This window comes from Mycobacterium bohemicum DSM 44277, assembly GCF_001053185.1.
Classification (GTDB): Bacteria; Actinomycetota; Actinomycetes; order Mycobacteriales; family Mycobacteriaceae; genus Mycobacterium; species Mycobacterium bohemicum.
On the sequence record NZ_CSTD01000001.1, the window covers coordinates 400,035 to 425,760 of the forward strand.

A 25,726-nucleotide genomic window follows, 5' to 3' on the forward strand; every position below is an offset into this window, starting at 1 on the left:
CATCGCCGGCGGCTTATCCACCAGGCTTTGCCGGTGGAAGTCCTGCCTGTCCAGCGGTAATCCGCAAGCTCGCCAGCGTCCACGCTAACCTGCTCGGCAACGTCGCCCATCCCATCGGCGCCCCGACTAGCGGAGACAGAGATTTCATCCAGTTCCCCCCGACACGGGGCTAGCCGCAGGCTAGCCAGTGGTGCCGGCGTCGCGGTCGTCGTCGGGCCAGGCAACGATGATGGCTTGATCGCTGACGTCGATGGGGTTGGCATCACGCTACAGGGGGTCGGCGAGGTGGTCACGATCGAGGCCGTCCTCGGTATCGGCGTCGACGGGCTGCTGCTGTTCGACGGCGTCGCCGATGGGCACATCGTCGGGCAGTTGACAGTTTTCGACGTTGATCCTCATCGCTGACGGGCTCCCCTTCCTCGAGTCGCCACCAGGTGTTCATTGCCCGGGCCGGTGTGGCGCAGGCGGGCGTTTTCGGACCTGAGGTGGCTGAGGTCGGACTCGAGTTCACCGTTGAGGTCTTGCAACGCCAGGATCTGGGCGATTCCGGCGATGTTGACGCCACCGGCGACCAGGGCACTGATGCGCTGCAGGCGCACCACGTCGTCATCGCTGTAGCGGGGGGGGGCCCCCCCGGTCCGTGCCGGGGTGAGCAACCCGCGCCGCTCGTAGAGACGCAGGGTCTGCGGATCCAGACCGGTGAGCTCGGCGGCGACCGAGATCGCGTACACCCCGCGCCCTGGACGTGGCCGCTGGTCGTTGGGCAATGGGCGCTCCCTTTCGGTCGATACTCCGCTCTTGCCTCAACCTAACACCAATGCTATATGAAAGCTATGTTGGCTCGCATAGATCACCCACGGTAATGATCGGGAACGATGGGGCCGCGGTTCACCCTCCCGGCCTGCGTAGCGCTACAGCTGAGCTGGCGGTAATGGTGGGGCAGTCAGGGGTCGGGGGCGGTCGGGCATCGCTTCACGTCGCCATCGGTGCACGCTGGGACGCGCGTCCTATCGCTGCACAACGCGTCGCAGCGCGTAATTTAGGCCATTCACCCGCGGCGGCTCCCGGTTGCCGTCATGGCCCGGGAGCCACCGCATTCACCGTCGGGCAGGTGTCGGGGCGGGCACCCGGCAATGCTGATCCGCAGCACGGCGGGGTTATCTGCGGAGCGCCCCGGCGCGGATTCGCAGGGTTGATGCTCCTCGCTGCCTGGGCGGGCTGGCCCGCGCCGGCTGCTATCGATGCTGTGCCATCGAGCACCACCTCCGCAGGCACCACCTCCGCAGGCACCACCTCCGCAGGCCTTGGAGAACCGGTGAGCAGCACGGCGCACACGGTGCGCGCGGCCATCGGGCACCGCCTGCCCGCAGGCGCGCTGACACGCTCGGGCAAGCGCAGCACCCGATGACCACGGATCTTGTGGGTGACCCGCCAGCCCACACCTTGCGTGCCGACGCCGGCGCTGCGGGCAACACCTCGGGCTCGGGGGCGGCGGTGGACTCACCCGACGACCTGAGCGAGACGCCGGGCACACAACCCCATCGCGTCAATCGTGGTGTCGATGGGGGCCGCGGGGCTGACCCGGCCAGCGGGGGTGTTGACGCCGCCCGGTGCGCAGTGATCAGCGCGATCACCAGCCGCATCAGCGAAAAACGCTTGAGTGCAGCACAAGCCGCCCTCATCTTGGGGCTCACCGGGCCCCGAGTGACCGCTCTGTTCAACGGGTATGTCGACACTTTCAGCCTCGACGAGCTGATCAATCTGCTGCCCGCACTTGAACTGACTATTGAGGTGGTGCCCCAACCGCAGCAATGACTCGTCGCGATCACCTGCCGGCCCGGTGCCGGCGTTGCTCAGCCGCGCCAGGTGATCACACTCCGAATCATCGGGCGCGGCGCAGGCATCGGCGGGCTTGCACGTCGGCCGGCCTGCGACGAGCGTCACAGCGTCCAAGCCACTCCGCAGGGCAACACAGCCCCGGCCTGCCGAACACCCTGAGAGGCACCACGATTCGATGGCTAGTACATGCGATTGCAGCAGCCAAAGCGCACCGGCAGCCGGTGTGGCTGTACGGGCTGCTACCCGCAAGCGTTACGTGCGACACCCAGCAGGGCTTCGTCGCCTGACCCGCGAAACACAGATTGGAGGAACGTGAGCACCGATCACAGCACGCCAGATCCGCGCCGCAGTGCCGACCGGATCCTCGACACCGCCGAGGGCGTACTGATCACGCTGCGCCGATACCACCTCAACCAGGCCTTCATCGAGTTAGCGCGAACATCCAGACGCCACGCGATCCCCCTAACCAGCTTGGCTGATGCGCTGGTCGCCCTGGCCCAAGGCCAATCCACGGCTGACTGCGAAAAGCGCGCGGTGCACATCGCCCGGGCGACGTGGGGCGCACTGCTCGACGGCAACGAGCGCTATCACCCTGCAGAACGCGACGCAGCGCCGTGTGACCTCCGACCAACCCGCTCTGGGCAGCCATCCACCTCGACACGTCGCCACCGGATCGTCGGTGATGTGCGCTGAGCCGCTGCTGACTGAGCTGGGCCAACGGTTCCAGGGCTTGTTGAACGCCGCGCTCACCAAGGGTATCGCTCCCCCCGGTCGATCTGGTCTTGGTCCCCGCACGATGGACGCGGTGGCCGTGGTGGCCTGTGAGCATCCCGAAGCCACCCCCGAACACATTGCCCACGCCTACGACATGTTCTTGACCGAACATGGCACAGGCCACCGTTGAGCGCGGGATTCGCTTGCGCCGCAGGCGTGCTGGGGTTTAGCTTTAGCCGCGCCCGTCGCGGTGTAATCTATCGAGTTCACCGTGCAGGGCAGCGATAGTCTGGTCGCGTTCACGCAGTGCGGCCCTGAGCTCGGCGATCTGGGTGTCCTTGGCAGTCAGCCGGGCCGCAGCGCAGCCACGATGCTGGTTTCGGTCCCCGGCGGTGGTGGGTCGTGGGAACGGCCACGACCGGGCGGTGGGCGTAGATGAGAGCCAGCAGGTCCTCGCGGCGGTAGATGCTCTTGCGTGTTACCCCGGCGCGGCGGGCCACGCTGCTGACGGTGATCGTGGCGTTGTGCTTACGCAGCTCGCGCAGCGCCTTCTCAATTCGGGCGCGCACGGCGTCGCGGCGCTTGATACCAGTAGAGAAAGTTCTCACACCGCTGGTCGGGGGCCGGTGTATGAGCGTTTGCGCGCCTGCTGCCCACGGGAGCTCGCTGTGGCGGCGAGGAGCGAGGAGAGCTCTGGGTTGTCGTGGGACCCCGGGGTCGTGAGGTCCCTTGAGGTGTGGGCTCTGACTGGTCGTAGACGGGCTGGTGTGGCGGCGGACGGAGGGCGAAGCGTAGCGACCGGCGCGGACGGGAGCGCCAGCGGACGGGAGCCCAGGGAGCGGAGCGAAGCCCGCAGGTAATCGTCGCATGGCGTGCTCGCCAGACGTTGCGCTCGGTGTCGCGGCGTCGGCTGTGAGCTGCGCCGTGGCGGAGGGACTCGTAGGCTTGCGGGTGTGAGCGGGGTTCTGGCGCAGCGTGGACGGCGCGAGGCTGAGTCGCGGTTGGCAGGGCAGTCTGGGCGGTTGGCGCATGTGCGCGGCGTGGTGACGGCAGCGCAGCAGTTTGGTCGCCATTTCGATGCAGAGACTGCCGATTGTTTGGTGGCGGCGGCGTGGCTGCACGATATCGGCTATGCGCCGTCGGTGCGCCGGACGGGTTTTCATCCGCTCGATGGAGCGGAGTTTGTTCGATCGGCCGGCTTTGGGGAGCTGGTTGCGTCGTTGGTGGCGTTTCATACCGGAGCGCGTGTGGAGGCATCCGAGCGCGGTCTAGAGGGGTTGTCAGAGTTCAGTGATCCGCCCAGCGACGTCCTGGATGCGTTGACGTTTTGTGATTTGACGACCGGGTCGGACGGGGCACCCGTTTCAGCCGATGATCGATTGAGCGACGTGTTGGCTCGCTATGGGCCTGAGGATCCGGTGCATCGCGCGGTCGATGCGGGCCGCGAGGAGCTGTTAGCCGCTGTCCGGCGAATGCGGGACTGGCTCTAACCGCCCGTGGGTCAGCCGAGATAGGGACTGTCGCGGTGCTGTGAGTAGTGATCGATGCGCAGTCGCATCGAGGGGTGCATATCCAGGGTGGGGATGTCGTCAGGGTGGACCCAGGCGATATCGGTGCTTTCGTGGTCTATGGCCAGATCACCGCCGAGCAGGGTGGTGGTGAAGCACAGGGAGAATTGTTGGCGGACTTCGCCGTCGGTGAACGCCACGACGTGGTGTGGGTTGGTGTAGACGCCGACCAGGGCGGTGACTTCGACGTCGAGACCGGTTTCTTCTTTCACTTCGCGCACGGCGGTGCCTGCGATCGTTTCGCCGATGTTGTGTCCACCGCCGGGGAGCGCCCACAGGGTGTTGTCGCGGCGTTTGATCAACAGAATGCGGCCTTGTTCGTCGGTGACGATGGCCGAGGCGGACGGGACCACGCTGTTGGGCTGGGGAGCTTCGGGGTCGTTGTAGTAGTCGGTGCGCATTGAGGATCAGCCTTTCGTTGGCAGTGGGGTGGCGTTGTCCCAAACGCGGGCAAATGCTTGTTCGAAGGTGGCCCAGAGTCGGGGTTCTTGGTGGCGGGACAGCACGAGGACGGGATTGTTGCGTCCTGGTGAGCCATAGATGTGGAAGTTGATGATCATAGTGTCGTCGACCCGGAAGGTTGATGTGTATAGGGTGGTGTCGTGGGTGCGGATGTGCAGCCCCGGTGAGTTGGCGTGTGGAGTGAGCAGTTCGGCGGAGGTGCGGCACCGTGCGATGACGGCTTCACCGATGCCTTCTTCCTCACCGCGCAGGATCGTGGTGGCGGTGTCGGGGTCGCCGATGAGAAATCGCACCTGAACGCCACGGGCGGCGGCGTCGAGCAGGGTGTCGAGAAATCCGTCGAGCGTGTCGAACAGGAACGTGGCAGCCAAGACGAGTATGTCGATACAGATGGTTGCGCCGGCGAAATGCTGCTGCCACGCGGTGATCGGTAACTGCGTGCGGCTGGGATATAGCGTCGCGGTGAACGGCCCGCCCGAGTTTGTCGCCAGCGCGCGTCCGGTAAAGGGTTGGAACTGGTTGGGCCACAGGTCGTGCGGGCTGCAGCCGAGCACGTCGGCGGCGCGGCGTGCATTATCGGGGCGGACGTTGTAGTTGGTGTTGGCTAGCCACCGGCGCACGGTTTTGACGTCTACGCCCACCGCAGTGGCGAACCGCCCATGGGACATCCCCTTGGCGTGCAGCCGTTGCGTGAGGCGATCGTTGGGGATCACTGCGGTGTCGATGCAACCGTCCTGATCGTCCATCGTCTCAGCACATGTCTTTCGGTGTTGATCCTGTCCATCACTAGCGTGGTTCCTAGTTTGCCATGGGGCTGGCGCCTCCCTGCTGCGGTGATGTCTGCCTGGTGTCGGCAGCTATGTCCCTGTCGTGCCCGAAATGTCTGGGGCCGTGTCGGCAACGCCTGCAAACGTCCCTCGCAACGTCCGCGGTGTCCGCGTGAACTGATTCGAGCGCCTCATCGGGCGCATTCAGATCACGAAAGGAATAGCAGGACAATGCGATTGAGAATTGATACATCGGGGACGCGATTCATCGTCACCAGGGCTGCCGAGCCGCGGTTGAACTTCGAGACCGGCAGCCCGAAAGTCGACACCGCGACCGGGGTGCCGTTGTACGCAGCGCAGCTGCTGGCGTTGGACGACACCGGCGGCGAAGTGCTCAACGTGACGGTGGCAGGAGATCCGAAAGTGTCGGTGACACAGGCAGTATCGGTGTCGGGTCTGGTGGCCATTCCGTGGGCTCAAGGTGATCGCAGCGGCGTGGCCTTCCGCGCTGATGCCATCACCTCCACCACACCCGCAGGTGCGCCCAACGAACAGGCCCGCCCGCAGAAATAAACCACGATTTTGGGGCGCGGCGCCCATACGGTCGCGCCCCAAGATGGGCCTGCTATCGGCGAAACACCTACGGAGAGCATCGGTCATGGCATCAAACAAGAAGCACACCAACAACACTGGGTCGGATCATGATGATTGGTTCGAAGACCTCGTCCTATCCCTGGCCAAAGCCACGGGGTACCTGCTGTGGTGGTCGATTCTGTTCCCCGCCCTCAGCATCCCCATCATCCTCAGCCTGGCAGTCGCCATCAGCCACGGCCCACGCGCGGGCTTGATCACTGCCATCGCGTGCGGTGCTGCCTATGCGGGGTGGGCCTGGCTAGACCCAGGGTCATTTCAAGCCTGGGTGACCGAACCGGTGCGACACCGCTGGCTGAGCTGGTGGCGCTACAGCCGCAGCTGGGAATCGGTGTGCAGCCTGCACGGACTCACCGCCCGCCTGGGTGAACGCGCCCTCGTGCCAGCACTACGGTCGGTACAAATCGGCAAGAGTACCGACGTACTGCAGCTGCGCGTGGTGACCGGCCAATCCCTGGCTGACTGGCACAGACAAGCCGACGCGCTGGCCGCCGCCTGGCGCGCCGATCGGCTGACGATCACCTCGACCGCGCCCGGGGAACTAAAGATCACCGTCATGCGCGGGGATGTCTTGGCGGACCCGATCGCATTGCCCATACCCAACCCGGCCACACGGGTGGATGTGGGGGCGGTGCGGGTTGGGATCACCGAAACCCGCCACTGGTGGCACCTGCCCCTGCTGGGCCACCACATGCTGATTGCTGGAGCCACTGGGGCCGGCAAAAGCAGCGTGTTGTGGTCACTGATCGCCGGCATCGCCCCCGAGGTGAAAAACGGGCTGGTGCGGCTGTGCGTGATCGACCCCAAAGGCGGCATGGAACTGGGCGCCGGGGCACCAATGTTCACGGTATTCACGCACGATGCCACTGACACCACCGTGCGCCTGTTGCGCCAACTGGTTGACGTAATGCACGCGCGGGCGCACCGGCTACGTGGCAAGACTCGCCTGCATACACCCACCCCATCGGAACCTTTATTCGTCGTGGTCATCGATGAGATCGCCGCGCTTACCGCCTACGTCTCCGATCGCAAAATCCGCGCCGAAATCGAACAACTCCTGGGCCTGCTGCTCTCCCAGGGCCGGGCAGTGGGAATCAGTGTGGTGGCCGCGGTGCAAGACCCGGCAAAAGAGACACTGCCCGTGCGCCAACTGTTCACCGTGCGGATCGGGCTGCGACTGACCGAAGCCACCCAAACCGCCATGGTTCTCGGCCAGGGAGCAAGGGATGCCGGTGCGGAGTGCGACCGTATCTCTGATGCAACGCCGGGTGTCGGGTACATGATGATTGATGGCACCGCCCACCCGGTGCGGGTACGGGCATTTCACGTCACTGACCACGACATCACCACTCTGGCAGCACGGTTCCGGGCACCCCGTGCCGCGACCCGCACCAACCAGGCCAATAGCGAGCGCACGAACACCGATCGGGGTCAGCGGTGACTACTGCAACGACGGCCCTCGCGCTGGCGTTGCCCGGGATAGCCGCCACAATCGACGCCAACGCGGTGGTGGAGCAGATGGTGCGCCGCGCGTCCTCAATGGGATTCGAATCCTGGTGGCGGCGCGCGGAATCCGTTGGCTTCTGCGCCCACCCCATTCAACTCACGGGTACAGACGAGTTCGGCCGCGATCGGGTCGTGTGGACACGGTGCAATAACCGCCGCGCCCAGATCTGCCCGTCGTGCTCGGACCTCTACGCTCGCGACACGTGGCAACTGGTGCACGCTGGCACCGCCGGCGGCCACCACGACATCCCCGAAGCAGTGGCGGATCGTCCGCAGGTGTTCGTTACCCTGACCGCGCCCAGCTACGGGCCGGTCCACACCACCTCACGTGCAGGCGACAAGCGCCTCCGGGTGTGCCGCGACCACCACGGGACTGGCCGCTACCGCCGCTGCCCGCATGGAAAACCGCTGTGGTGCAGCACAGCTCACGGAGAAGCTGACATCCATGTGGGACAGCCGATCTGCGCGGACTGCTACGACTACATCGGGCATGTGCTGTTCACATGGCACATGCCAGAACTGTGGCGACGCTTCACCATCACCCTGCGCCGCACACTCCGCCGAGAGCTACGCGCCACGGGCGCCGACCCGGATGCGGTGCGGGTCAGCTTCATCAAAGTCGTCGAATTGCAAGCCCGGCTCATCCCGCATATTCATGCCCTGATCCGCCTCGACCCGCCCGACGGCGATAACTGCGGCGGTCATTACTGGCAAGCGCCCCTCACAGCCACCGAACTGGCCACCATCGTCCAACAGGCCGCTCGAACCGTAGCCGTGACGGTCACCGACCCATCCTCAGATACCGCGACACGGGTGATCAGGTTCGGCACACAAGTCGACACTCAACCCATCGACAACCGGCACGCTGGCACGGAAAGTCCTGCTGTGCAGGACGATTCACCACACGGCCGGATGTTGCCAGGCCGCCGCGTAGCTCGCTACCTCGCGAAATACGTCACCAAATCCTTAGCCGACGTAGGGATTAGCGCGCGACGAATCTCCACCGAGGCCATCGCCAACTTGGATGTGTCCGATCACGTCCGGGCGATCCTGACCACCATCAGCCAACTCGCCGATAGGGGACTGGCCGGTGTCGGCCGGTGGCTGCACACCCTGGGCTACCGCGGGCACATCACCAGCAAATCCCGCCGCTACTCCACCACGATGACCGCGCTGCGGGAACGCCGCGCCACCTGGACACGTGAACAACGTCTGAAAAGCACTGCATACCAACATGATTTAGGTTTCGACCCCACCGATAGCGATGATCTGGTGGTGTGGGAGTTCGACCGTGCCGGCCTCACCAGCCTCGGTGATCGCACCCTCGTGAACTCCGCGGCTCTCCGATGCATAGACGCCCGTCGCATCGGACTGATGGAAGTCCGTGGCAAAGCCCGCAACCAGCGATGGGATTTGCCAGGGGGATGCGATGGCTGACGGATCCCCAACAGCAAATGCCCGGTGCGAGGGTGACGCTCGAATCGCTGCGCCGACGATGTCAGTGGGGGATGTTGAAATTGTCCTGCCCGACCACTATCGACTGTCGCGCGAGGCCAACAGCGCGCTGGTACACGTGATAATGGCGGTGCGGGACCGGATGCTCGGATCAGGAAGGGTAGTGGGGTGAGTCTGAGGTTCGCCTTCTATGGCCGAGTGAGCACGGAGGACGCTCAAGATCCGGAGGCGAGCCGCAGCTGGCAGAAGCGGCGGGCCATGGACTTGATCACTCCGCACGGCGGAGTCCTCGCCGCTGACTACTTCGATGTGGGACAGAGCCGTTCGCTGCCGTGGAAGCGCAGGCCAGAGGCGTCACGTCTCCTTGCTGATGTCGCTTGTCGGGACCGTAGCTTTGATGCTGTAGTGATCGGGGAACCCGCCCGTGCGTTCTACGGGCCGCAGTTCGCGCTCACCTTCCCTGTCCTCACGCACTACGGCGTCGGCCTGTGGGTACCCGAGGTCGGCGGAGCGGTTGATCCCGGCTCCGAGGCACACGACCTGGTGATGACTCTGTTCGGTGGCATGAGCAAGGGAGAGCGCGCTCGAATCCAGATGCGCGTCCGTACCGCGATGTCGGCACTTGCGCAGGACACGGCCAGATATCTCGGTGGTCGACCACCCTACGGTTACCGGCTCGTCGATGCCGGCCCGCACCCAAACCCTGCTAAGGCCAATCTTGGGCAGCGGCTTCACCGCCTCGAACCTGACCCCGCGACATCTTCGGTTGTCGAGCGGATCTACCGCATGTACGCCGACGGAGCGGGCCTGCGCTACATCGCGCAACAGCTCACCGACGATGGCGTGCCGTCACCGAGCCAGTACGACCCGGTGCGGAATCGTCACCGTGACCCGCGAGGGTGGTCCCATTCGGCGATCCGCGCCATACTCGACAACCCGGCGTACCGCGGTATCCGTGTTTGGGGCAAGCAGGAGAAATACGAGGTCCTGGTCAACCCCGACGATGTCGCGGCGGGGTATGAGACTCGCATGCGGTGGCGTGATGAGGCCGACTGGATCGCACCAGATCGCCGCACACATGAAGCGCTGATTCCCGATGAACTGGTGCAGGCTGTTCGCCTTCGGACGCAGGCACGGCGTGGTCCCGGTCTCGTTTGCAGCAGAGAATCGACAGTGCCGTATGCGCTGCGCGGCCTGTTGTTCTGCGCCGCGTGTGGACGGCGGATGCAGGGGGCCGCTCGCGTCGGGAAACGAACGACCCGCATTCTCTACCGTTGTGAGCTGGGCAAGTCGCGCTCTGTACCTGTGGACCTGAGTGATCATCCGCGCACCGTCTATCTCCGTGAAGACGAGGTGACTGCGCGACTTGACGAATGGATCGCCAGCCTGGCCGATCCGGAAGACCTCGCACGCGGGCAGGATGTGGACCCGGCAGCCGGCACTGGCTACGCCGCCCTGCAGCGCCAGCTTCGCGAGGCGAATGCCAAGGTTGCTGCTTTGGTTAGCGCCGTGGAGTCCGGCGTGGCCGTGGAGGACCTAACCGCCGCATTGCGTCGCCGCACCGCCGAGCGCGACGAGCTGAAGGCCCGTCTTGAGCAAGCGGAGCGGCCCCGCGTCATGTCTGCGGCACAGATCAGCGAATTGGTCGAGGAACTGGGTGGGCTGTCAGCCGTGCTCGGTGCGGCGACCGGGGCGGAACGCGCCGAGGTGTACGCGAGCCTGGGGCTCCGCCTTGATTACGATCCGCATCTGCGACAAGTCAAGGCGACGGCCGACTTAAGTCGTGTCGCCGGATGTGTCCGAGGGGGGACTTGAACCCCCACGCCCATTAGTAGGGCACTAGCACCTCAAGCTAGCGCGTCTGCCATTCCGCCACTCGGACAACACCAACCGCATGGGTTGGCAGCTAAGGCTAACGGATCAGCCCGCGCTGACCCAACCTAGACCCGATCCGGCCGGCCCGTTCCATCCCGAGCCTCGCGGCCGCGCCAATGGTAGGAAAGGGGGTTGTGACCACTGAAGGCGAGGCAGGCAAGGCAGGCGAGCCAGGCGACGCAGGCGGCCGGGCCGAGATTCCCGCCAACCCCGGAGATGACGTGGTCGAGGTCGTCAGCAGCCTGATCCGGTTCGACACCACCAACACCGGCGAGCCGGAGACGACGCAGGGCGAGGCCGAGTGCGCGCGGTGGGTCGCCGAGCAACTCGCCGAGGTCGGCTACGAGCCGGTCTACGTCGAGTCGGGCGCGCCGGGCCGCGGCAACGTGTTCGTCCGCCTGCCCGGCGCAGACAGGTCGCGGGGCGCGCTGCTGATCCACGGGCACCTCGACGTGGTGCCGGCCGAACCGGCGGAATGGAGCGTGCATCCGTTCTCCGGCGCGGTCGAGGACGGCTTCGTCTGGGGTCGCGGCGCTGTCGACATGAAGGACATGGTCGGCATGATGATCGTGGTCGCGCGGCAGTTGAAGCGCTCCGGCATCGCGCCGCCGCGCGACCTGGTGTTCGCCTTCGTGGCCGACGAGGAGCACGGCGGCACCTACGGGGCCCAGTGGCTGGTCGACAACCGGCCCGATTTGTTCGACGGCGTCACCGAGGCGATCGGGGAGGTCGGCGGGTTCACGCTGACCGTGCCGCGCCGCGACGGCGGCGAGCGGCGGCTCTACCTCATCGAGACAGCCGAGAAGGGGCTGTCGTGGATGCGGCTGACCGCCCGCGGTCCCGCGGGGCACGGCTCGATGGTGCACGACCAGAACGCCGTCACCGCCGTCGCCGAGGCGGTCGCCCGGCTGGGCCGCCACCGGTTTCCGCTCGTGTTGACCGACACCGTGTCCCAGTTCCTGGCCGCCGTCGGGGAGGAGACCGGCCTCACCTACGACCTCGACTCCGACGACCTGGTCGGGGCGATCGAAAAGCTCGGCCCGACCGCGCGGATGCTGACGGCGGTGCTGCGCGACACGGCCAACCCGACGATGCTCAAGGCCGGCTACAAGGCGAACGTCGTGCCGGCCTCCGCCGAGGCCGTGGTGGACTGCCGAATCCTGCCCGGGCGCAAAGAGGCGTTCGAGGCCCAGGTCGACGAGCTGATCGGCCCCGGGGTTTCGCGCGAGTGGATCAAGGACTTCCCGTCATATGAGACCAGCTTCGACGGCGACCTCGTTGACGCCATGAACGCCGCGATCCTGACGCTCGACCCCGACGCCCGCACCGTGCCCTACATGCTCTCCGGCGGTACCGACGCAAAAGCCTTCGCCCGCTTGGGTATTCGGTGTTTCGGCTTCAGCCCGCTGCGGTTGCCGCCGGACCTGGACTTCAGCGCGTTGTTCCACGGCGTCGACGAGCGGGTACCCATCGACGCGCTGAGGTTCGGCACCGAGGTGCTGGCACACTTCTTAATGAACTGCTGAGTCTTAATGAACTGCTGACTCGTGACCCGAGAGGATCGCCGATGACCACCGCGCCCGACCCGTACGCATCGCTGCCGCAGCTCCCGACGTTCACGCTGACCTCGGAATCGGTCACCGACGGCCAGCCGTTGGCCATGCCCCAGGTCAGCGGGATCATGGGGGCAGGCGGGGAAGACGTCAGCCCGCAGCTGAGCTGGTCGGGATTCCCCTCCGAGACCCGCAGCTTCGCCGTCACGGTGTACGACCCCGACGCCCCGACGGCGTCCGGCTTCTGGCACTGGGCCGTGGCCAACCTGCCCGCCGACGTGACCGAGCTACCCGCCGGCGCGGGCGACGGGCGCGAACTGCCCGGCGGCGCCCAGACTCTGGTGAACGACGCCGGCATGCGGCGCTACATCGGCGCGGCCCCGCCCCCCGGCCACGGCCCGCACCGCTACTACATTGCCGTGCACGCGGTGGACGTCGACAAGCTGGACCTCACCGAGGACGCCAGCCCCGCCTTCCTCGGCTTCAACCTCTTCCAGCACGCCATCGCGCGCGCCGTCATCCACGCCACCTACGAGCAGACGTAACGGCATTCCGGGCCGCGGAACTTGTCGGCGCCCGGCGATAGCATTCGAACATGAGTTCGATATGCCGCGAATCCATCAAGGAGGACTTCGACGCCCTGAGCGCCGTCGTCTCCCGGATCGTCGGGCATGCGTACGACGCTTTGACCTGCCCTGAGCGGCTGGCGCTGCTGGAGCGCCTCGAGCGGGAGATCCGGCGACTGCGGGTCCCGGGCCACCAGTTGATCAATCAGCTCGCCGAGCAGGCGGATTCCGCGGAGCTGGGTGGCAGGCTGCCGCACGTGCTCGCCGACCGCCTGCGCATCACCCGCGGGGAGGCGGGCCGGCGGGTGGCCGAGGCGGCGGATCTGGGGCGGCGACGTGCGCTCACCGGCGAACCGCTCCCACCGCTCCTGACGGCGACGTCGGCAGCGGAACGCGACGGCGACATCGGGGCCGGCCATGTCCGGGTCGTCCGCCGGTTCCTGAATCAGCTGCCCTCATGGGTGGATGCCGGCACGCGGGAAAGCGCCGAAAAGCACCTGGTCGAGGTGGCCCGCCAGTTCCGGCCCGACGAGGTCGCCGAGTTCGCCGACGGTCTGGCCGACTGCATCAACCCCGACGGGAACTACACCGACGAGGACCGGGCCTGCCGCCGCGGCCTGACGCTCGGCAGGCCGGGCCCCGACGGCATGTCCGAGTTGCGGGCCCTGCTGAGCCCCGAAGCGCGCGCCACCATCGAAGCCGTGCTGGCCAAGACCGCGACCCCCGGCATGTGCAATCCCGACGACGACACCCCGGTCGTCGACGGCCCGCCCGACGACGAGACCGCCGAGCGTGACAACCGCACCGCAGCCCAGCGCAACCACGACGGGCTGAATGCCGCGCTGAGGGCGCTGCTGGCGTCGGGAAAGCTGGGGCAGCACAACGGGTTACCGGCCACCATCATCATCACGGTCAGCCTGAAGGACCTCGAGGCCGCGGCCGGCACCGGCCTGACCGGCGGGGGCACCCGGGTCCCGATGAGCGACGTGATCCGCATGGCCCGCCATTCGCACCACTACCTGGCGATCTTCGATGGGGCCAAAGCGGTGGCGCTGCATCACACCAGGCGCATCGCGTCGCCCGGGCAGCGAATTGTGTTGTACACCGGTGAAACAGCGGCTTGTGCATAGTATGGTGGTTGGGTGACCACCACCAGCACCGCCGGCCGGCGCGCGGCCATCTATGCGCGCATCTCCCACGACCCCGCTAAACTCGGCGAGGAGCCATCCGACGACGCACCCCCGTCCCCCCGCAACGGCGGGGATGGTCTCGGCGTCACCCGCCAGGAGCAGGATTGCCGGGAGCTGGCCGCCCAGCTCAACCTCGCCGTCGCGCAGGTCTACGTCGACAACGACACCAGCGCCTACTCGGGGAAGCGGCGCCCCGGCTTCGAGGACATGCTCGACGGGATGAAGAACCACCAGTTCGATGTGCTGCCGTGCTGGCACACCGACCGGCTGTACCGCTCCATGAAAGACCTCGAGCGCCTCATCGACATCGCCGATCCGCACGACGTGCCAATCCGCACGGTGCAGGGCGGCGAGTTGGATTTGTCCACCAGCGCGGGCCGCATGGTCGCCCGCATTTTGGGATCGGTTGCACGTCAGGAGTCAGAGCACATGTCCGAGCGCAGGATTCGCGCCAATACCCAAAAAGCTCAATCAGGCAGGTGGCAAACGGCCAACAGGGCGTTCGGGTACACGCTGCACGGCGTGCCGCTGGAACCGGAGGCCTCGGCGGTGCGCAAGGCGGCGCTGGATGTGTTGGGCGGCAAGAGCATTCAGGGTGTGGCGCGGGAGTGGAACGCGGCCGGGCTGAAAACCACCATGGCTGGCAAGACGCACACCGACCCGCACTCCAAAAAGCAGTTCGTCATCGAGGGGAAGTGGAGCGCCCCGAGTGTGCGCCGCCTGCTCGTGAACCCCCGCTATGCGGGTTTGAAGACGCACCGCGGCCGCACCTTCCCCGGTGATTGGACGCCCCTCATCGACGCCGATACCCATCGGGGGCTCGTGGCCTACCTGTCCGACCCAAAACGGGTGAAGTGCACGTCATTTGAGCGCAAATACATGGGCAGCGGGTTGTATTTGTGCGGGATTTGCGGTGACGGGACGACGATGAAGGCGGCGATGCCCGGCAGCGCCAAAGGCCGCGAGAACAACCGCAAAACCCGCGCCTACGTGTGCCGGGCACACTCCCATCTGCTGCGCCAGGGCGCGGCCCTCGACGACTACGTGACCGCGCAAATCCTCGATATCCTGTCGGCGCCGAAAGCCCAGCTGCGCCTTGAGAATCAGGGCGTCGACCTGGACGATTTGACGGTGCGCCGCCAGACGCTGGTGGCGCGGAAGGACGGTGTGAGGCGCGCCTACAACGCGGGCGCCCTCGATGAGGCCGAGTATTTCGCGGATCTCGCCGACATCGCCGCGCGGATCGCCGACGTGGATACCCAGCTTGCGGCGGCCACCCGCACCTCACCCGCGGCCACGCTGGTCGCTGCGGGCGCCCAGATGTGGGAACGCTGGCAGGCCATGACACCCACCGAGCGGGCCCAGGCCGTCGACGAGATCGCGACGGTGACAATTCTGCCGATCCCTAAAGGCCAGCGCGTCGCCGTGTTTGACCCGGCCTTCGTGCGCATCGAGCCGAAACGATAACCGCGCCCGGGCTGGAAATGACACCGGTGTCATTCCCTTATTGCCAGCGCACCCGCGCCATGCTTGACTAGTTTGGTAGTGGGGCTCCGAGCCCCGTTCTCCGGCAAGAGAGCCCGCCTGGGACACCCCGGGCGGTGGGAGTTGGAGCAAGGCACGGCCCGCAACAGCCGGCGCTTTGCTCAGCCGACCTCTGCGGAGCAGCCCATGCCGGGAATCCAACCCCTCACTAAAGCCGTGCCGCCGCGTGTGGCCCGGACCCGGGCCCGCAAAGCGGCCCAGAACCGCCACCACCCAGGCGAGGACGACACCGAGCTGCGGCGCGAGCTGGCTGAGGCCAAGGTCGCGGATTACATCGAGCAGGCCCTTGCCGCGTCGCCGCCCCTGTTGGACGAGCAGCGTTCTCGGCTGGCTGACCTACTCAAGCCGGCGGCGCGGCCGTGACAGCCGACAAGCCCGCGAAGCCGTGGATGCTGGCCTTGTCGCCGCAGGCGCGGACCGCAGTGGCAGCGACCACAGCCAGCTGGCCGGAATTGACTGACCGGCAACGCGACCGGCTGCGCCTGCTATTCCGGGATCGGTAGTGATGACCCGAACTCTATGGCCACCCGGAGACGACGAAGGCCGGTCCTCGCCAAGACCGGCCACCGCCTTCAACACCGATGCCGCCTCCCGCCAAGAAGACAGCCCCGCCTCGCATTCTAGCGGCCAGGTAGTGTCCTGGCGGCACGTGCACGATTTCGTCGCGCCGTTCCTGGCGGACGTCGACAGCTGGCCGATGGTCGGGTCAGGGGCGTGGTGCAGCTCGAGCCCGACGACGTGCGGAAGTGGGCGGCCCTGCTTGACGCGGCGCAGCATTGGGCACTCCGCATCGAGGGCAACCAACAGGCATACGCCGATGCCTCCCAGGCGATTTCCTCCGCCGCCGACTGGTGGGCCACCAGCGCCGCGGTGTACCGACGCAACACCAGCACCCGCATCCCACGGGGGGCGCCCCATGACCACCTACCACCTCAGTGAGCCGCCCGACGACCAGCTCGAAGAACACGCGGTCGGCGAATGGGGCGGCACCCCGCCGCCGTGGCAGCTCAACGGCCAAACGACACCCTCCGCGACCGCTACATGGGCCCCGAACACCGCTCCTGCAACCGCGGCCAGCCCTGGCGCCGACGCGACGCCCACCGCCGCCAACAGCGCGCCACACCACGACACCACCCCCACCCGCCCCCGCCCTCACCGCCCTCTTCGGCCCCAACCCCTAACCACGCCGGCCACCCCCCATTTTTTTGGAGGGCGCCCTCCGGACTGCTCTCAGGTTTTTGATCTACCCACCAACGGGGAAAACGGGCGGTTTTTGGTGGGTTTGGTTATGGCGTAGGGGATTTCGGGGGTCACACGGGGAAAGCTGGCGGTTTTTTGGGTTCGCGGCTTACTCGGTGTCGCTGCCCGAATCTTCGCTGGCACGCCCACCCAACGAGGAGCGCTCGCGTTCGCCTGCAAAGTCATCGCGTCCGCTGTCGTCCTGGCCGCGGGCGCCAATGGCGCCTTGAGCCCCGGGAGTCGTGCGATCGATGAAACCGGAGGCGATGAACCGCTCGAGTGCATCCGCGTAGTTCATCAGTTCAACGACGCGCACGGTCACCCAATTGCCTCCAAGCGCCAACTCGAGGTCCCACAGGTGGGCCAACGACACCTCGGGCGGCGATGATCTGGCATCTTCGATCGACTTCACCGCTGCGTCAGTATCACCAGATAAGTACTGGGCGAGGGCCATATTGAGGTGAGTCATCGCCCGCGGTACGTCAGGGTGTGGTGATGCCAGGGCACGTTCGAAACATTTCATCGCTTCTGCGGGGTCATCCGGGATCAAACAAAAGCCCAGGTTATTGGCCACTTTTCCGTCGTCGGGTCGGACTAAACCGATCGAGCGATACATGGCGGCGGCGTCAGACCGCCTTCCCCGGTTGATGGCGTTCAACGCGATCGAGGTGAACTCCGCGACACTAATTGGTCGATTGGAGATGTCTTCAGCATCGTGACTATCGATGTGGCGGCAGCCCACTTCAGCCAGGTACCCGGCAACTTGCTGCTCGTCCACCGCGCGCTCATGCATGATGCCGGGGTGACAGCAGCCTTTCCGCTCCAGATGCAAGTAGCGGTACTCCTGTCTCCACGACACGGCTGTCCATCGATCCACGTAAGTTTCGGTGAACCGCTCGACGAGCCAAACGGTGTCTGGATCGCGGCGCCGCGGAATTTCGCCAACCCTCGTCTTCAGCTCGTCCGTGGACTGGCCGACGCGATGCGTCAACAAGTGATCCACGGGTGCGGTGTACAGCCACGTCAGTAATCCGTCGGGGCCCATCTCTTCAATCAGCACCCGCCACTCGTGGTAGTCGGAGTCCTCTGCCGTGAACCGGTCGATCTGACGAAGTATCCCCGCGAGGATGGTGGGGGCGATCCCGTGGCGCAGCACCTTATCGAAGTCGATCCCGTGGCGCTCAAGTGCTTTCTGTATCTCCAACACCCGTTCCAGACTGGGAGGTTCCGACGAACGTCCGGCGCGCGCGAACTCCGCTTTCAGGCCCACCAGAAGGGCCGTAACACTCCAATTATCAACGGGTTCGCCCTTTTCCCTCAGGTAGACCTGCCGGGCGTCGAAGGCGATGGCATCTTTGGGCGGCCCACGTCGAGGGCGGGGACGAGGTATCGCTTGCAGATCGTCCCCGAGGCTAAGGGTGGCGGGGACAGCGGTGGGAGGAAGGTTCTCCGACAAGATGTCACGGCACTCCTCGGCGCACACGGGCCGACCCTCGTGAATCTGGTAGAAGGGGCATGCGGGTGTTAGTTGCGGTGCTTCACACGCGTCGCTCATCCCGGCCAACGCCACGTAGAGCAACCGATCCTTCTTCTCCCCCCATGACTCGTCACTCACCGATAGGTGTCCTTCCTTCCCCGAACCGTGATTACCACGACGCGCGGTGCGCTGGAATAAATGATGCGGTGAGTCCGGCCGAGTCGGATAGATCGAAGGCCCTCCAGCTTGCCCTTGAGTCTGTGTCCGACGTCCGGCTCGGCGTCCAGGCTTTTGATCAGGGTTTCGGCCTTCTGTCGAAGAGCCGGCGGAAGCGCTTCGAGATCCTTCAACGCCCGCTTGGTCTTGCGTGTCATCCGTCTAACTCCGCCTCGCCTTCGGCGATTGCGGCCATGGTGTCGTCGTCGCTCAGGATGTTCAGCGTCTCCACGAGCGATTCGTACTCCTCGAAGGAGAGGATCACCGCAACCGGCTTGCCGTGCCGCGTGATTGTGTATTCGGTTGCTGTCTCGACGACCTCGTCGATGATGGTCTTGATGTTGTCGCGGACTTCGGTCAGCGGCATGGTTTGGGCGTTATTTCCGGATTTGAGCTCCTGCGTGTCCATGCCCAAGAATGTACAGATTTCTGTACGTTTTGCAAGATCCAAAGGTAAAGAAGACGTACGGAACTACGTAAAGTTTTGAATCTACCAGCGCGCCGACCTGGCCGGAAGCCGTCCCGCCCGGGGTCGGGCCACGAACGCTGCAGCGGCCGAGTTCAGCCGCAACGAGGTGTCTGCGGTCGTGTGGATGCGGCAGAGCGGCCGGAATGTGGTGCACCGCAACCGAAAACCCCCGGGATAACCCTGAACCTTGCGGGTGTTGCCGTGCAAGGTTCAGGGATCGCGTGAGATTCAGGGGCCATCATGCGCCGTAGGCTGGGTTTCCGCAGCTCACGCAGATATGTATAACCAATGGTTTCATTCCAAGGACCGCGGCTGCTCGCGCCCCGGCTGCACCGCGCCGGGCTACTGGTGCGAAGTTCACCATGTCCAGGACTGGGCGAGCACGCGGCCCACCGACGCCGACAACCTGGCGCTGGCCTGCGGCGCCGACCACGCGCTGGTCGGCCCCGGCGGCTGGACCACCCGAAAGAACGCCCGCGGCGATACCGAGTGGATCCCACCGCCGCACCTCGACCGCGGACAGCCGCGCGTCAACACCTTCCATCACCCCGAGAAACATCTCGCGGGCGAAGCCGAAGCCGAAGCCGAAGCCGAAGCCGAAACCGAAGCGGAAGCTGAAGACGAAACCGAAGCCGAAGCCGAGGGGGCGGCTTAGGCCGCCGACCCGACCGCGTCGGTGAGCGAGGCGAAGCCGCCGTCGCGCAGACGGCGGGCGATGCCGTCGTGAATGTGCTTGGGCCACATACCGCCCCCGTAGACGAAGCCGGTGTAGCCCTGCAGCAGCGACGCGCCGGCGGTGATCCGCTCCCACGCGTCGTCGGCGGTTTCGATGCCCCCCACGCTGATCAGCACCAGGCGATCACCGACGCGGCCGTAGAGCCGCCGCAGCACCTCGACGGCGCGGCGCGCCACCGGCGGCCCGGAAATGCCGCCGGGCCCCAGGCGGTCGACGCCGGGCGTGATCAGGCCGTCGCGCGAGATCGTGGTGTTGGTGGCCACGATGCCCGCCAGGCCCAGCTCGACGGCCAGGTCCGCGATGGCGTCGACGTCGGAATCGGCGAGGTCCGGCGCGATTTTCACCAGCACCGGCGTGGACGTCTGGGAGCGGACGGCCGACAGGATCGGCCGCAGGGACTCGACCGCCTGCAGGTCGCGCAGCCCGGGCGTGTTCGGCGAACTGACGTTGACCACCAGGTACGAGGCCAGGGGACCGACGAGCCGGGCGCTCGCCCCATAGTCATCGGCGGCCCCCTCGGGCGGTGTCGTCTTGGTCTTGCCGATGTTGACCCCGACCGGCACGTCGGGGCGGTGACGGGCGAGCCGGATCGCCAGCGCGCCCGCCCCGAGGTTGTTGAAACCCATCCGGTTCAACAGCGCGCGATCGGCCGGCAGCCGGAACATCCGCGGCGCCGGGTTGCCGGCCTGCGGGCGCGCGGTGACCGTGCCGACTTCGGCATACCCGAAGCCCAACGCACCCCAGGTGTGCAGGCCCAAACCGTCCTTGTCGAAGCCGGCGGCCAGCCCGAGCGGTCCCGGGAAACGCACGCCGAACACCGTGCTGGCGAGCGCGGGGTCGGTCGGACCGAGCCGCCTGTGCAGCAGGTTCCCCACCGGGGCGACCGCCGTGACGCCGCGCAGCGCGGCGAACACCAGCGTGTGGATGCGCTCGGGCGGCACCAGGAAGAACAGCCGGCGCAGCAGGGCGTACACCGGGTGCCGGGGGGCGGGTGTCACAGTTCGGGTTGGTCGGGCAGCCGACTGTCCATGCGAGTCTTCTTGCGCCGCAACAACACCCGTCTGCTGCCGTCGTTGTACAGCCGCACTCGGGTCAGCTCCCAGCCCCGGTACTCGGCCTCGATGGACAACCGGATCGAGGCGCTGACGCGCGTCACCTCGGGCGGCAGGCGCAACGGCACCCACTCGTAGTCGTCCGACATCTCGGCCTCCCACCCCGCGGGCAGCCGGCTCCACCGGGGGGCGGCGGTCACCGGGCGCCCGCCGCGTGCTCGATCACCTGGACCCCTGCGCCCGACCCCGACACCACGTACAAGGTGCCTGACGTGTCGTCGAAGGCCAGTGAGTTCGGTTGCTGCACGGTCGGGTATCGCACCTTTTCGACGGGAATTCCGGTGGACAGATCGTAACCAACCACCATATTCGAAGCGGTCTGGGTTACCCAGGCCAACTCGCGGGACCCGGCCAGCCCATAGGGCGCCTCCCGCACCGGATAGGCCTGCCGCAACATGAGCGGGTCGACGCCGTAGACCAGCAGTTGGCCGCCGCGGGTGTCGGCGGCCAGGACGACGCCCAGCGGGTCGGCGGCCAGGGTCGTGGCGCCTTCGCCGGCGCGCAGCGCCTGCTCGACGCGGCCGTCGGCGCCGATCGTCGTGACCGACGTTTGCCCGCGGTCCAGCACAACCGTCGTATTGTTCTGGGTCACAAGGGAATCGACGCGCGCGAAGATCTTCTTCCGGGCGGCGACGGCCGCGGTGCCGGCGCTCTCCGGCGGCCGGGCGGCCAGCAGATACACGGCCCCGTCGGCGCTGCCGAGCACCAGCTTTCCGTCGGCGCGCCGGGCGACGGCGGTGAATTGCACTTCCGGGGCCTGCGAGACGCTCACCGTCGCGGTGTGGCCGCCGGCCAGGTCGACCACGAAGTAGCCGCCCCGGGTCGACAGGTAGGCCGTGCCCCGGCCGTCATCGGCCAGCGCGGTGGCCGGACCCGGCAGGGCGATTACGCGCGGCGGCACCTGCGGGCCGCCGAAGACGGTGACCGAAGCGTTCGACGACGGGTCGGCGCCCGGCACCAGGACTGCCAATTGGCGGGTTTTGTCGTCGAACACCGCGGCCGACGCCGCGCCGGCCAGGGGCAACACCGCACCGGCCGGGGGTTGAGACGGCGGCGGGGCCACGGCCGGCCGGGCCGGTTCGATCGTGGGCGGGGCGCCTGTGAGTGGATTCGACGAGCATCCGGCGAGCGCGCCCAGCAAAAGAAGCGCGATCACCCAGCGGCGACGATCAGGCCGTTTCCGCTCAGCTTGCCGAGCCAGCAATTATTTTCCCCTGTGTAAACGGACGGAATCCCGATATTAGGGAACGGTTTCGCACCCAATATGGCCATGTCGCCCACGGCGACCGTCACCGGGGAGGTATCGTCGCGTCATGACCGTCATCGTGGACCGGCATACCGTACCTGACGAGTTTGCTGTCGAAGACCTGTCGACGGGAATCTTCGCCAGCGGGTACGGCCAAGTTGGTGATGGGCGCAGTTTTTCCTTCCACATCGAGCACGGATCCCTGGTCGTCGAGGTTTACCGACCGCGTCTCGCCGCCCTCGTTCCGCAGGCCGAGGACGTCGTCGCCAGGGGGGCGCGCAACCTGGTGAACATCGACCTCACCGACGAGCGCAGCCTGACCGCGGCGGTTCGGGACATGGTCGCGCACGCGGTGTCGCTGCCGCGCTAGTCACACCCGTCACGGCCGGTGGTGGTCGCGGCCACCGGGTACGGTCGTCCTCGTGACTGCGGTTCCGCTGACATGACCGTCATCCTGTTACGGCACGGCCGGTCCACCTCGAACACCGCCGGCGTCCTGGCGGGCCGCGCGGAGGGCGTCGACCTCGACGAGAGGGGCCGCGAACAGGCCACCGGGTTGATCGACCGGATCGGTGACCTGCCGATCCGGGCGCTGATCAGTTCGCCGCTGCTGCGCTGCCGGCGCACGCTGGAGCCGCTCGCCGAACTGCTCTGCCTGGAACCGCTGATCGACGAGCGGCTCGCCGAAGTCGACTACGGCGACTGGACGGGCCGCAAGATCGGCGATCTGACCGGCGAGCCGCTGTGGCGGGTCGTGCAGGCCCATCCCAGCGCCGCGTTGTTCCCGGGCGGCGAGGGGCTGGCGCAGGTGCAGGCCCGCGCGGTGTCCGCCGTGCGCGAACACGACCGGCGGCTGGCCCAGGAACACGACGGCGACGCGCTGTGGGTGGCCTGCACCCACGGCGACGTCATCAAGTCGGTGATCGCCGACGCGTACGGCATTCACCTGGACGGTTTTCAGCGCGTCACCGCCGACCCGGCGTCGGTCAGCGTGATCCGGTACACCGAACTGCGGCCATTCGTGTTGCACGTCAACCACACCGGCGGGCGGCTGTCGGCCGCGCTGCGGGCCGGGCCGCCGCCCAAGGAGGCGCCCAAGGACGCGGCCTCGGGGGATTCGGACGGTGACTCGAAGGCGCGCGACGCCACGTCCGATTCCGGCGCGGAGCCGGTCGCGGTGCCGTCGAGCGACGCGGTAATCGGGGGCACCCCGGACTGAGCGGCCGCACCCACGGCGATCGCGTAGCGATCGGATCGCACTGCGGACGCATCAGCCGGTATTTTGGAAGTGTCATGCCTCGCGCAATCCATGTCTTCCGCACACCCGACCGTTTCGTGGCCGGGACCGTCGGCCAGCCCGGCAACCGGACCTTCTACATCCAGGCGGTACACGATTCGCGCGTGGTCTCAGTGGTATTGGAGAAGCAACAAGTCGCCGTGCTCGCCGAACGCATCGACGCGTTGCTGCTGGAGGTCAACCGCCGGTTCGGGACGCCGGTGCCGCCCGAGCCCGCCGAGATCGACGACCTGAGCCCGTTGGTCACGCCCGTCGACGCCGAGTTCCGGGTTGGCACGATGGGCCTGGGCTGGGACTCCGAGGCGCAGACCGTGGTGGTCGAATTGCTGGCGGTCACCGACGCCGAGTTCGACGCGTCGGTGGTGCTCGACGACACCGAGGAGGGGCCCGACGCGGTCCGGGTGTTCCTGACGCCGGAGTCGGCGCGGCAGTTCGCCATGCGCTCCACCCGCGTCATCTCGGCGGGACGCCCGCCCTGCCCGCTGTGTGAGGAACCGCTGGACCCCGATGGCCACATCTGCGCGCGCACCAACGGCTACCGGCGCAGCGCGCTCCTGGGGTCCAACGATGACCCCACCGAGTAGCGGGCACGATCGCCAGGCGGTGCTGCTGGACGGCGAGTTGACGATCCTGGGACGGATCCGCTCGGCCAGCAACGCCACCTTCTTGTGCGAGGCCACGCTAGGCGAGGACACCGTGCACTGCGTCTACAAGCCGGTCTCCGGCGAGCAGCCGCTGTGGGACTTTCCCGACGGAACCCTGGCCGGCCGCGAGGTCTCCGCGTACCTGATTTCGCGGCAGCTGGGCTGGAACATCGTGCCCCACACCATCATTCGTCACGGCCCGGCGGGCCCGGGGATGCTGCAGCTGTGGGTCGACCAGCCCGGCGATGCGGCGGACTCCGATCCCGCACCCGGGCCGGACCTCGTCGACCTGTTTCCCGCCGGCAAGCGCGTGCCGGGTTATCTGCCGGTGCTGCGTGCCTACGACTACGCCGGCGACGAGGTCATGCTGATGCACGCCGACGACATTCGGTTATGGCGGATGGCGGTGTTCGACGTGCTGGTCAACAACGCCGACCGCAAGGGCGGCCACGTCCTGCGCGACCTCGAGGGCCACATCTACGGCGTCGACCACGGCGTGTGCCTGCACGTGGAGAACAAGCTGCGCACGGTGCTGTGGGGCTGGGCCGGCAAGCCGGTCGACGGCAAGACCCTGGCGGCCGTCGCCGACCTCGCCGACGCCCTGACCGGCTCCTTCGCCGAAGAGCTGGCCGAGCAGATCACCACGGCGGAGATCGCCGCGCTGCGCATGCGCGCGTGCGCGCTGCTGGACAACCCGGTGATGCCCGGACCGAACCGGCATCGCCCGATCCCATGGCCGGCCTTCTGACTGGCGCCCGGTCGTCGGCGATACTGAGGCGGTGAACCCCGCGACCGACGGCATGACCGACGCCGCCCTGGCCGCGGATCTGGCAGCCGACGCGGGCGAGTTGCTGCTCAAGGTCCGCGAGGAGATGGGCTTCGGGCATCCCTGGGCGCTCGGCGACGCGGGAGACAGCCTGGCCAACGAGCTGATCCTGCGGCGACTGCGCGCCGAACGGCCCGGTGACGCGGTGCTCAGCGAAGAGGCCTACGACGACCTGGCCCGGCTCAGGCACGACCGGGTGTGGATCATCGACCCGCTGGACGGCACCCGCGAGTTCTCCACCCCCGGGCGCGACGACTGGGCGGTGCACGTCGCGCTGTGGCAGCGTCCGACCGATAGCCCAACCGACGGCCCGACCGCGAGCACGCGGGAGATCACCGACGCGGCGGTGTCGCTGCCGGCGCGCGGCAACATGGTCTACCGCAGCGACACCGTCACCGCCGACGCCGCCCGCGTCGGAATCCACAGCCCCATCCGGATCGCCGTCAGTGCCACCCGGCCGCCCGCGGTCTTGTACCGCATTCGGCACACGCTGCCCATCCAGCCGGTGGCGATCGGGTCGGCGGGCGCCAAGGCGATGGCCATGATCGACGGCCACGTCGACGCCTACGTGCACGCCGGCGGCCAGTGGGAGTGGGACTCGGCGGCTCCGGCCGGGGTCGTGATGGCCGCCGGCATGCACGCCTCCCGGCTCGACGGGTCGCCGTTGCGGTACAACCAGCCCGACCCGTACCTGCCCGACTTCGTGATGTGCCGCGCCGAGCTGGCGCCCATCCTGCTCGACGCCATCCACAGCGCCTACCGCTGATCTCCTA

The 25,726-nt window shown here is 67.1% G+C and carries 28 protein-coding genes, 1 tRNA gene and 2 pseudogenes; 19 read left to right on the plus strand and 12 right to left on the minus strand.

Features of this window, described 5'->3' with window-relative positions:
- Positions 1-267: 267 nt before the first annotated feature.
- Entirely contained in the window at positions 268-399 is a 132-nt protein-coding gene (locus BN971_RS26830) for a hypothetical protein (protein WP_281255249.1), read from the minus strand.
- On the minus strand, positions 396-767 hold the full coding sequence (locus BN971_RS01970; RefSeq protein WP_090349751.1) for a MerR family transcriptional regulator: 372 nt from the start codon (positions 765-767) through the stop codon (positions 396-398). Before BN971_RS01970 ends, BN971_RS26830 begins: the two co-directional genes overlap by 4 nt.
- Before the next feature lie 637 nt (positions 768-1,404).
- Here BN971_RS01970 and BN971_RS01975 point away from each other — a divergent pair.
- The 3 genes from BN971_RS01975 to BN971_RS01995 all read left to right on the plus strand — a co-directional run bounded on the left by BN971_RS01975 (position 1,405) and on the right by BN971_RS01995 (position 4,043).
- Positions 1,405-1,815, plus strand: a complete 411-nt coding sequence (locus BN971_RS01975; protein WP_080691186.1) for an XRE family transcriptional regulator — start codon at positions 1,405-1,407, stop codon at positions 1,813-1,815.
- A gap of 336 nt (positions 1,816-2,151) precedes the next feature.
- The gene (locus BN971_RS24405; protein ID WP_071509897.1) at positions 2,152-2,532 is read left to right on the plus strand and encodes an ANTAR domain-containing protein; all 381 of its coding nucleotides are present in this window, start codon (positions 2,152-2,154) and stop codon (positions 2,530-2,532) included.
- A gap of 974 nt (positions 2,533-3,506) precedes the next feature.
- The gene (locus BN971_RS01995) at positions 3,507-4,043 is read left to right on the plus strand and encodes an HD domain-containing protein (protein WP_042911649.1); all 537 of its coding nucleotides are present in this window, start codon (positions 3,507-3,509) and stop codon (positions 4,041-4,043) included.
- An 11-nt stretch (positions 4,044-4,054) separates the two neighbouring features.
- On the opposite strand, the gene BN971_RS02000 is transcribed toward BN971_RS01995, so the two are convergent.
- Both BN971_RS02000 and BN971_RS02005 read right to left on the minus strand, forming a co-directional pair.
- A complete protein-coding gene (locus BN971_RS02000; protein ID WP_042911650.1) occupies positions 4,055-4,522 on the minus strand; it encodes an NUDIX hydrolase in 468 nt (155 codons plus the stop codon).
- Positions 4,523-4,528: 6 nt separating this feature from the next.
- Positions 4,529-5,329, minus strand: coding sequence for a helix-turn-helix domain-containing protein (locus BN971_RS02005; protein WP_042911651.1), 801 nt, complete (start codon positions 5,327-5,329; stop codon positions 4,529-4,531).
- Positions 5,330-5,581: 252 nt separating this feature from the next.
- Between BN971_RS02005 and BN971_RS02010 the strand changes: the two genes are divergently transcribed.
- The 4 genes from BN971_RS02010 to BN971_RS02025 all read left to right on the plus strand — a co-directional run bounded on the left by BN971_RS02010 (position 5,582) and on the right by BN971_RS02025 (position 10,777).
- Positions 5,582-5,923: a hypothetical protein gene (locus BN971_RS02010; protein WP_042911652.1), complete on the plus strand. Its 342-nt coding sequence runs from the start codon at positions 5,582-5,584 to the stop codon at positions 5,921-5,923.
- Positions 5,924-6,008: 85 nt separating this feature from the next.
- The gene (locus BN971_RS02015) at positions 6,009-7,442 is read left to right on the plus strand and encodes an FtsK/SpoIIIE domain-containing protein (RefSeq protein ID WP_042911654.1); all 1,434 of its coding nucleotides are present in this window, start codon (positions 6,009-6,011) and stop codon (positions 7,440-7,442) included.
- Positions 7,439-8,944, plus strand: coding sequence for a replication initiator (locus tag BN971_RS02020; RefSeq protein ID WP_042911655.1), 1,506 nt, complete (start codon positions 7,439-7,441; stop codon positions 8,942-8,944). The genes BN971_RS02015 and BN971_RS02020 overlap by 4 nt, the downstream gene beginning before the upstream one ends.
- A 186-nt stretch (positions 8,945-9,130) precedes the next feature.
- Positions 9,131-10,777, plus strand: coding sequence for a recombinase family protein (locus tag BN971_RS02025; RefSeq protein ID WP_073875681.1), 1,647 nt, complete (start codon positions 9,131-9,133; stop codon positions 10,775-10,777).
- On the opposite strand, the gene BN971_RS02030 is transcribed toward BN971_RS02025, so the two are convergent.
- Positions 10,759-10,844, minus strand: a tRNA-Leu gene (locus BN971_RS02030). The genes BN971_RS02025 and BN971_RS02030 overlap by 19 nt on opposite strands.
- Before the next feature lie 109 nt (positions 10,845-10,953).
- On the opposite strand from BN971_RS02030, the gene BN971_RS02035 reads away from it, so the two are divergent.
- The 6 genes and pseudogenes from BN971_RS02035 (at position 10,954) to BN971_RS26835 (ending at position 16,630) form a co-directional block, all read left to right on the plus strand.
- Complete coding sequence (locus BN971_RS02035) at positions 10,954-12,363, plus strand: M20/M25/M40 family metallo-hydrolase (RefSeq protein WP_085179056.1); 1,410 nt, start codon at positions 10,954-10,956, stop codon at positions 12,361-12,363.
- A 41-nt stretch (positions 12,364-12,404) separates the two neighbouring features.
- Entirely contained in the window at positions 12,405-12,935 is a 531-nt protein-coding gene (locus tag BN971_RS02040) for a YbhB/YbcL family Raf kinase inhibitor-like protein (protein ID WP_085179057.1), read from the plus strand.
- Positions 12,936-12,985: 50 nt separating this feature from the next.
- A pseudogene (locus tag BN971_RS02045) lies at positions 12,986-14,059 on the plus strand (13E12 repeat family protein); the annotation flags it as partial.
- A 39-nt stretch (positions 14,060-14,098) separates the two neighbouring features.
- Positions 14,099-15,613 carry a recombinase family protein gene (locus tag BN971_RS02050; protein ID WP_245836481.1) on the plus strand — a complete coding sequence of 505 codons (1,515 nt, stop codon included), beginning with the start codon at positions 14,099-14,101 and terminating at the stop codon, positions 15,611-15,613.
- A gap of 234 nt (positions 15,614-15,847) precedes the next feature.
- The gene (locus tag BN971_RS02055; protein ID WP_090349984.1) at positions 15,848-16,054 is read left to right on the plus strand and encodes a hypothetical protein; all 207 of its coding nucleotides are present in this window, start codon (positions 15,848-15,850) and stop codon (positions 16,052-16,054) included.
- A gap of 351 nt (positions 16,055-16,405) precedes the next feature.
- Positions 16,406-16,630 (plus strand): DUF2742 domain-containing protein, encoded by a 225-nt coding sequence (locus BN971_RS26835; RefSeq protein WP_487348990.1) that lies wholly within the window; start codon positions 16,406-16,408, stop codon positions 16,628-16,630.
- Positions 16,631-17,039: 409 nt separating this feature from the next.
- Here the strand turns inward: BN971_RS26835 and BN971_RS02065 are convergent, their stop codons facing one another.
- The 3 genes from BN971_RS02065 to BN971_RS02075 are packed head-to-tail and all read right to left on the minus strand — an operon-like array spanning position 17,040 to position 19,032.
- Positions 17,040-18,545 (minus strand): tetratricopeptide repeat protein, encoded by a 1,506-nt coding sequence (locus BN971_RS02065; RefSeq protein ID WP_139027026.1) that lies wholly within the window; start codon positions 18,543-18,545, stop codon positions 17,040-17,042.
- Positions 18,542-18,781 carry a type II toxin-antitoxin system RelE family toxin gene (locus tag BN971_RS02070; RefSeq protein WP_085178827.1) on the minus strand — a complete coding sequence of 80 codons (240 nt, stop codon included), beginning with the start codon at positions 18,779-18,781 and terminating at the stop codon, positions 18,542-18,544. The genes BN971_RS02065 and BN971_RS02070 overlap by 4 nt, the downstream gene beginning before the upstream one ends.
- Complete coding sequence (locus BN971_RS02075; RefSeq protein ID WP_085178826.1) at positions 18,778-19,032, minus strand: type II toxin-antitoxin system Phd/YefM family antitoxin; 255 nt, start codon at positions 19,030-19,032, stop codon at positions 18,778-18,780. Before BN971_RS02075 ends, BN971_RS02070 begins: the two co-directional genes overlap by 4 nt.
- Before the next feature lie 355 nt (positions 19,033-19,387).
- Between BN971_RS02075 and BN971_RS02080 the strand changes: the two are divergent.
- Positions 19,388-19,747: pseudogene (locus BN971_RS02080) on the plus strand (HNH endonuclease signature motif containing protein); the annotation flags it as partial.
- On the opposite strand, the gene BN971_RS02085 reads toward BN971_RS02080, so the two are convergent.
- The 4 genes from BN971_RS02085 to BN971_RS24885 are packed head-to-tail and all read right to left on the minus strand — an operon-like array spanning position 19,744 to position 22,233.
- Positions 19,744-20,802, minus strand: a complete 1,059-nt coding sequence (locus BN971_RS02085) for a quinone-dependent dihydroorotate dehydrogenase (protein WP_169718527.1) — start codon at positions 20,800-20,802, stop codon at positions 19,744-19,746. The pseudogene BN971_RS02080 and the gene BN971_RS02085 sit on opposite strands and share 4 nt — an antisense overlap.
- Before the next feature lie 20 nt (positions 20,803-20,822).
- Positions 20,823-21,029: a DUF5703 family protein gene (locus BN971_RS02090; RefSeq protein ID WP_276011477.1), complete on the minus strand. Its 207-nt coding sequence runs from the start codon at positions 21,027-21,029 to the stop codon at positions 20,823-20,825.
- Between the two features lie 47 nt (positions 21,030-21,076).
- Positions 21,077-22,096 (minus strand): YncE family protein, encoded by a 1,020-nt coding sequence (locus BN971_RS02095; RefSeq protein ID WP_085178823.1) that lies wholly within the window; start codon positions 22,094-22,096, stop codon positions 21,077-21,079.
- Positions 22,093-22,233, minus strand: a complete 141-nt coding sequence (locus BN971_RS24885) for a hypothetical protein (protein ID WP_169718526.1) — start codon at positions 22,231-22,233, stop codon at positions 22,093-22,095. Before BN971_RS24885 ends, BN971_RS02095 begins: the two co-directional genes overlap by 4 nt.
- Positions 22,234-22,253: 20 nt before the next feature.
- Here BN971_RS24885 and BN971_RS02100 point away from each other — a divergent pair, with 20 nt between their 5' ends.
- The 5 genes from BN971_RS02100 (at position 22,254) to BN971_RS02120 (ending at position 25,719) form a co-directional block, all read left to right on the plus strand.
- The gene (locus BN971_RS02100; RefSeq protein WP_085178822.1) at positions 22,254-22,556 is read left to right on the plus strand and encodes a hypothetical protein; all 303 of its coding nucleotides are present in this window, start codon (positions 22,254-22,256) and stop codon (positions 22,554-22,556) included.
- Positions 22,557-22,628: 72 nt separating this feature from the next.
- The gene (locus BN971_RS02105; RefSeq protein ID WP_085178821.1) at positions 22,629-23,405 is read left to right on the plus strand and encodes a histidine phosphatase family protein; all 777 of its coding nucleotides are present in this window, start codon (positions 22,629-22,631) and stop codon (positions 23,403-23,405) included.
- A 74-nt stretch (positions 23,406-23,479) separates the two neighbouring features.
- Positions 23,480-24,067, plus strand: a complete 588-nt coding sequence (locus BN971_RS02110; RefSeq protein ID WP_085178820.1) for a DUF3090 domain-containing protein — start codon at positions 23,480-23,482, stop codon at positions 24,065-24,067.
- A complete protein-coding gene (locus BN971_RS02115; protein WP_085178819.1) occupies positions 24,051-24,875 on the plus strand; it encodes an SCO1664 family protein in 825 nt (274 codons plus the stop codon). The genes BN971_RS02110 and BN971_RS02115 overlap by 17 nt, the downstream gene beginning before the upstream one ends.
- Positions 24,876-24,927: 52 nt before the next feature.
- On the plus strand, positions 24,928-25,719 hold the full coding sequence (locus BN971_RS02120) for a 3'(2'),5'-bisphosphate nucleotidase CysQ (protein ID WP_085178829.1): 792 nt from the start codon (positions 24,928-24,930) through the stop codon (positions 25,717-25,719).
- Positions 25,720-25,726: the final 7 nt, after the last annotated feature.

Bases quoted from the DNA above. Each gene is read 5' to 3' on its own strand.
- BN971_RS26830 (WP_281255249.1), bottom strand. From the start codon at position 399: ATGAGGATCAACGTCGAAAACTGTCAACTGCCCGACGATGTGCCCATC.
- BN971_RS01975 (WP_080691186.1), top strand. From the start codon at position 1,405: ATGACCACGGATCTTGTGGGTGACCCGCCAGCCCACACCTTGCGTGCC.
- BN971_RS02000 (WP_042911650.1), bottom strand. From the start codon at position 4,522: ATGCGCACCGACTACTACAACGACCCCGAAGCTCCCCAGCCCAACAGC.
- BN971_RS02005 (WP_042911651.1), bottom strand. From the start codon at position 5,329: ATGGACGATCAGGACGGTTGCATCGACACCGCAGTGATCCCCAACGAT.
- BN971_RS02010 (WP_042911652.1), top strand. From the start codon at position 5,582: ATGCGATTGAGAATTGATACATCGGGGACGCGATTCATCGTCACCAGG.
- BN971_RS02015 (WP_042911654.1), top strand. From the start codon at position 6,009: ATGGCATCAAACAAGAAGCACACCAACAACACTGGGTCGGATCATGAT.
- BN971_RS02035 (WP_085179056.1), top strand. From the start codon at position 10,954: ATGGTAGGAAAGGGGGTTGTGACCACTGAAGGCGAGGCAGGCAAGGCA.
- BN971_RS02040 (WP_085179057.1), top strand. From the start codon at position 12,405: ATGACCACCGCGCCCGACCCGTACGCATCGCTGCCGCAGCTCCCGACG.
- BN971_RS02070 (WP_085178827.1), bottom strand. From the start codon at position 18,781: ATGACACGCAAGACCAAGCGGGCGTTGAAGGATCTCGAAGCGCTTCCG.
- BN971_RS02075 (WP_085178826.1), bottom strand. From the start codon at position 19,032: ATGGACACGCAGGAGCTCAAATCCGGAAATAACGCCCAAACCATGCCG.
- BN971_RS02090 (WP_276011477.1), bottom strand. From the start codon at position 21,029: ATGTCGGACGACTACGAGTGGGTGCCGTTGCGCCTGCCGCCCGAGGTG.
- BN971_RS02100 (WP_085178822.1), top strand. From the start codon at position 22,254: ATGACCGTCATCGTGGACCGGCATACCGTACCTGACGAGTTTGCTGTC.
- BN971_RS02105 (WP_085178821.1), top strand. From the start codon at position 22,629: ATGACCGTCATCCTGTTACGGCACGGCCGGTCCACCTCGAACACCGCC.
- BN971_RS02110 (WP_085178820.1), top strand. From the start codon at position 23,480: ATGCCTCGCGCAATCCATGTCTTCCGCACACCCGACCGTTTCGTGGCC.
- BN971_RS02115 (WP_085178819.1), top strand. From the start codon at position 24,051: ATGACCCCACCGAGTAGCGGGCACGATCGCCAGGCGGTGCTGCTGGAC.
- BN971_RS02120 (WP_085178829.1), top strand. From the start codon at position 24,928: ATGACCGACGCCGCCCTGGCCGCGGATCTGGCAGCCGACGCGGGCGAG.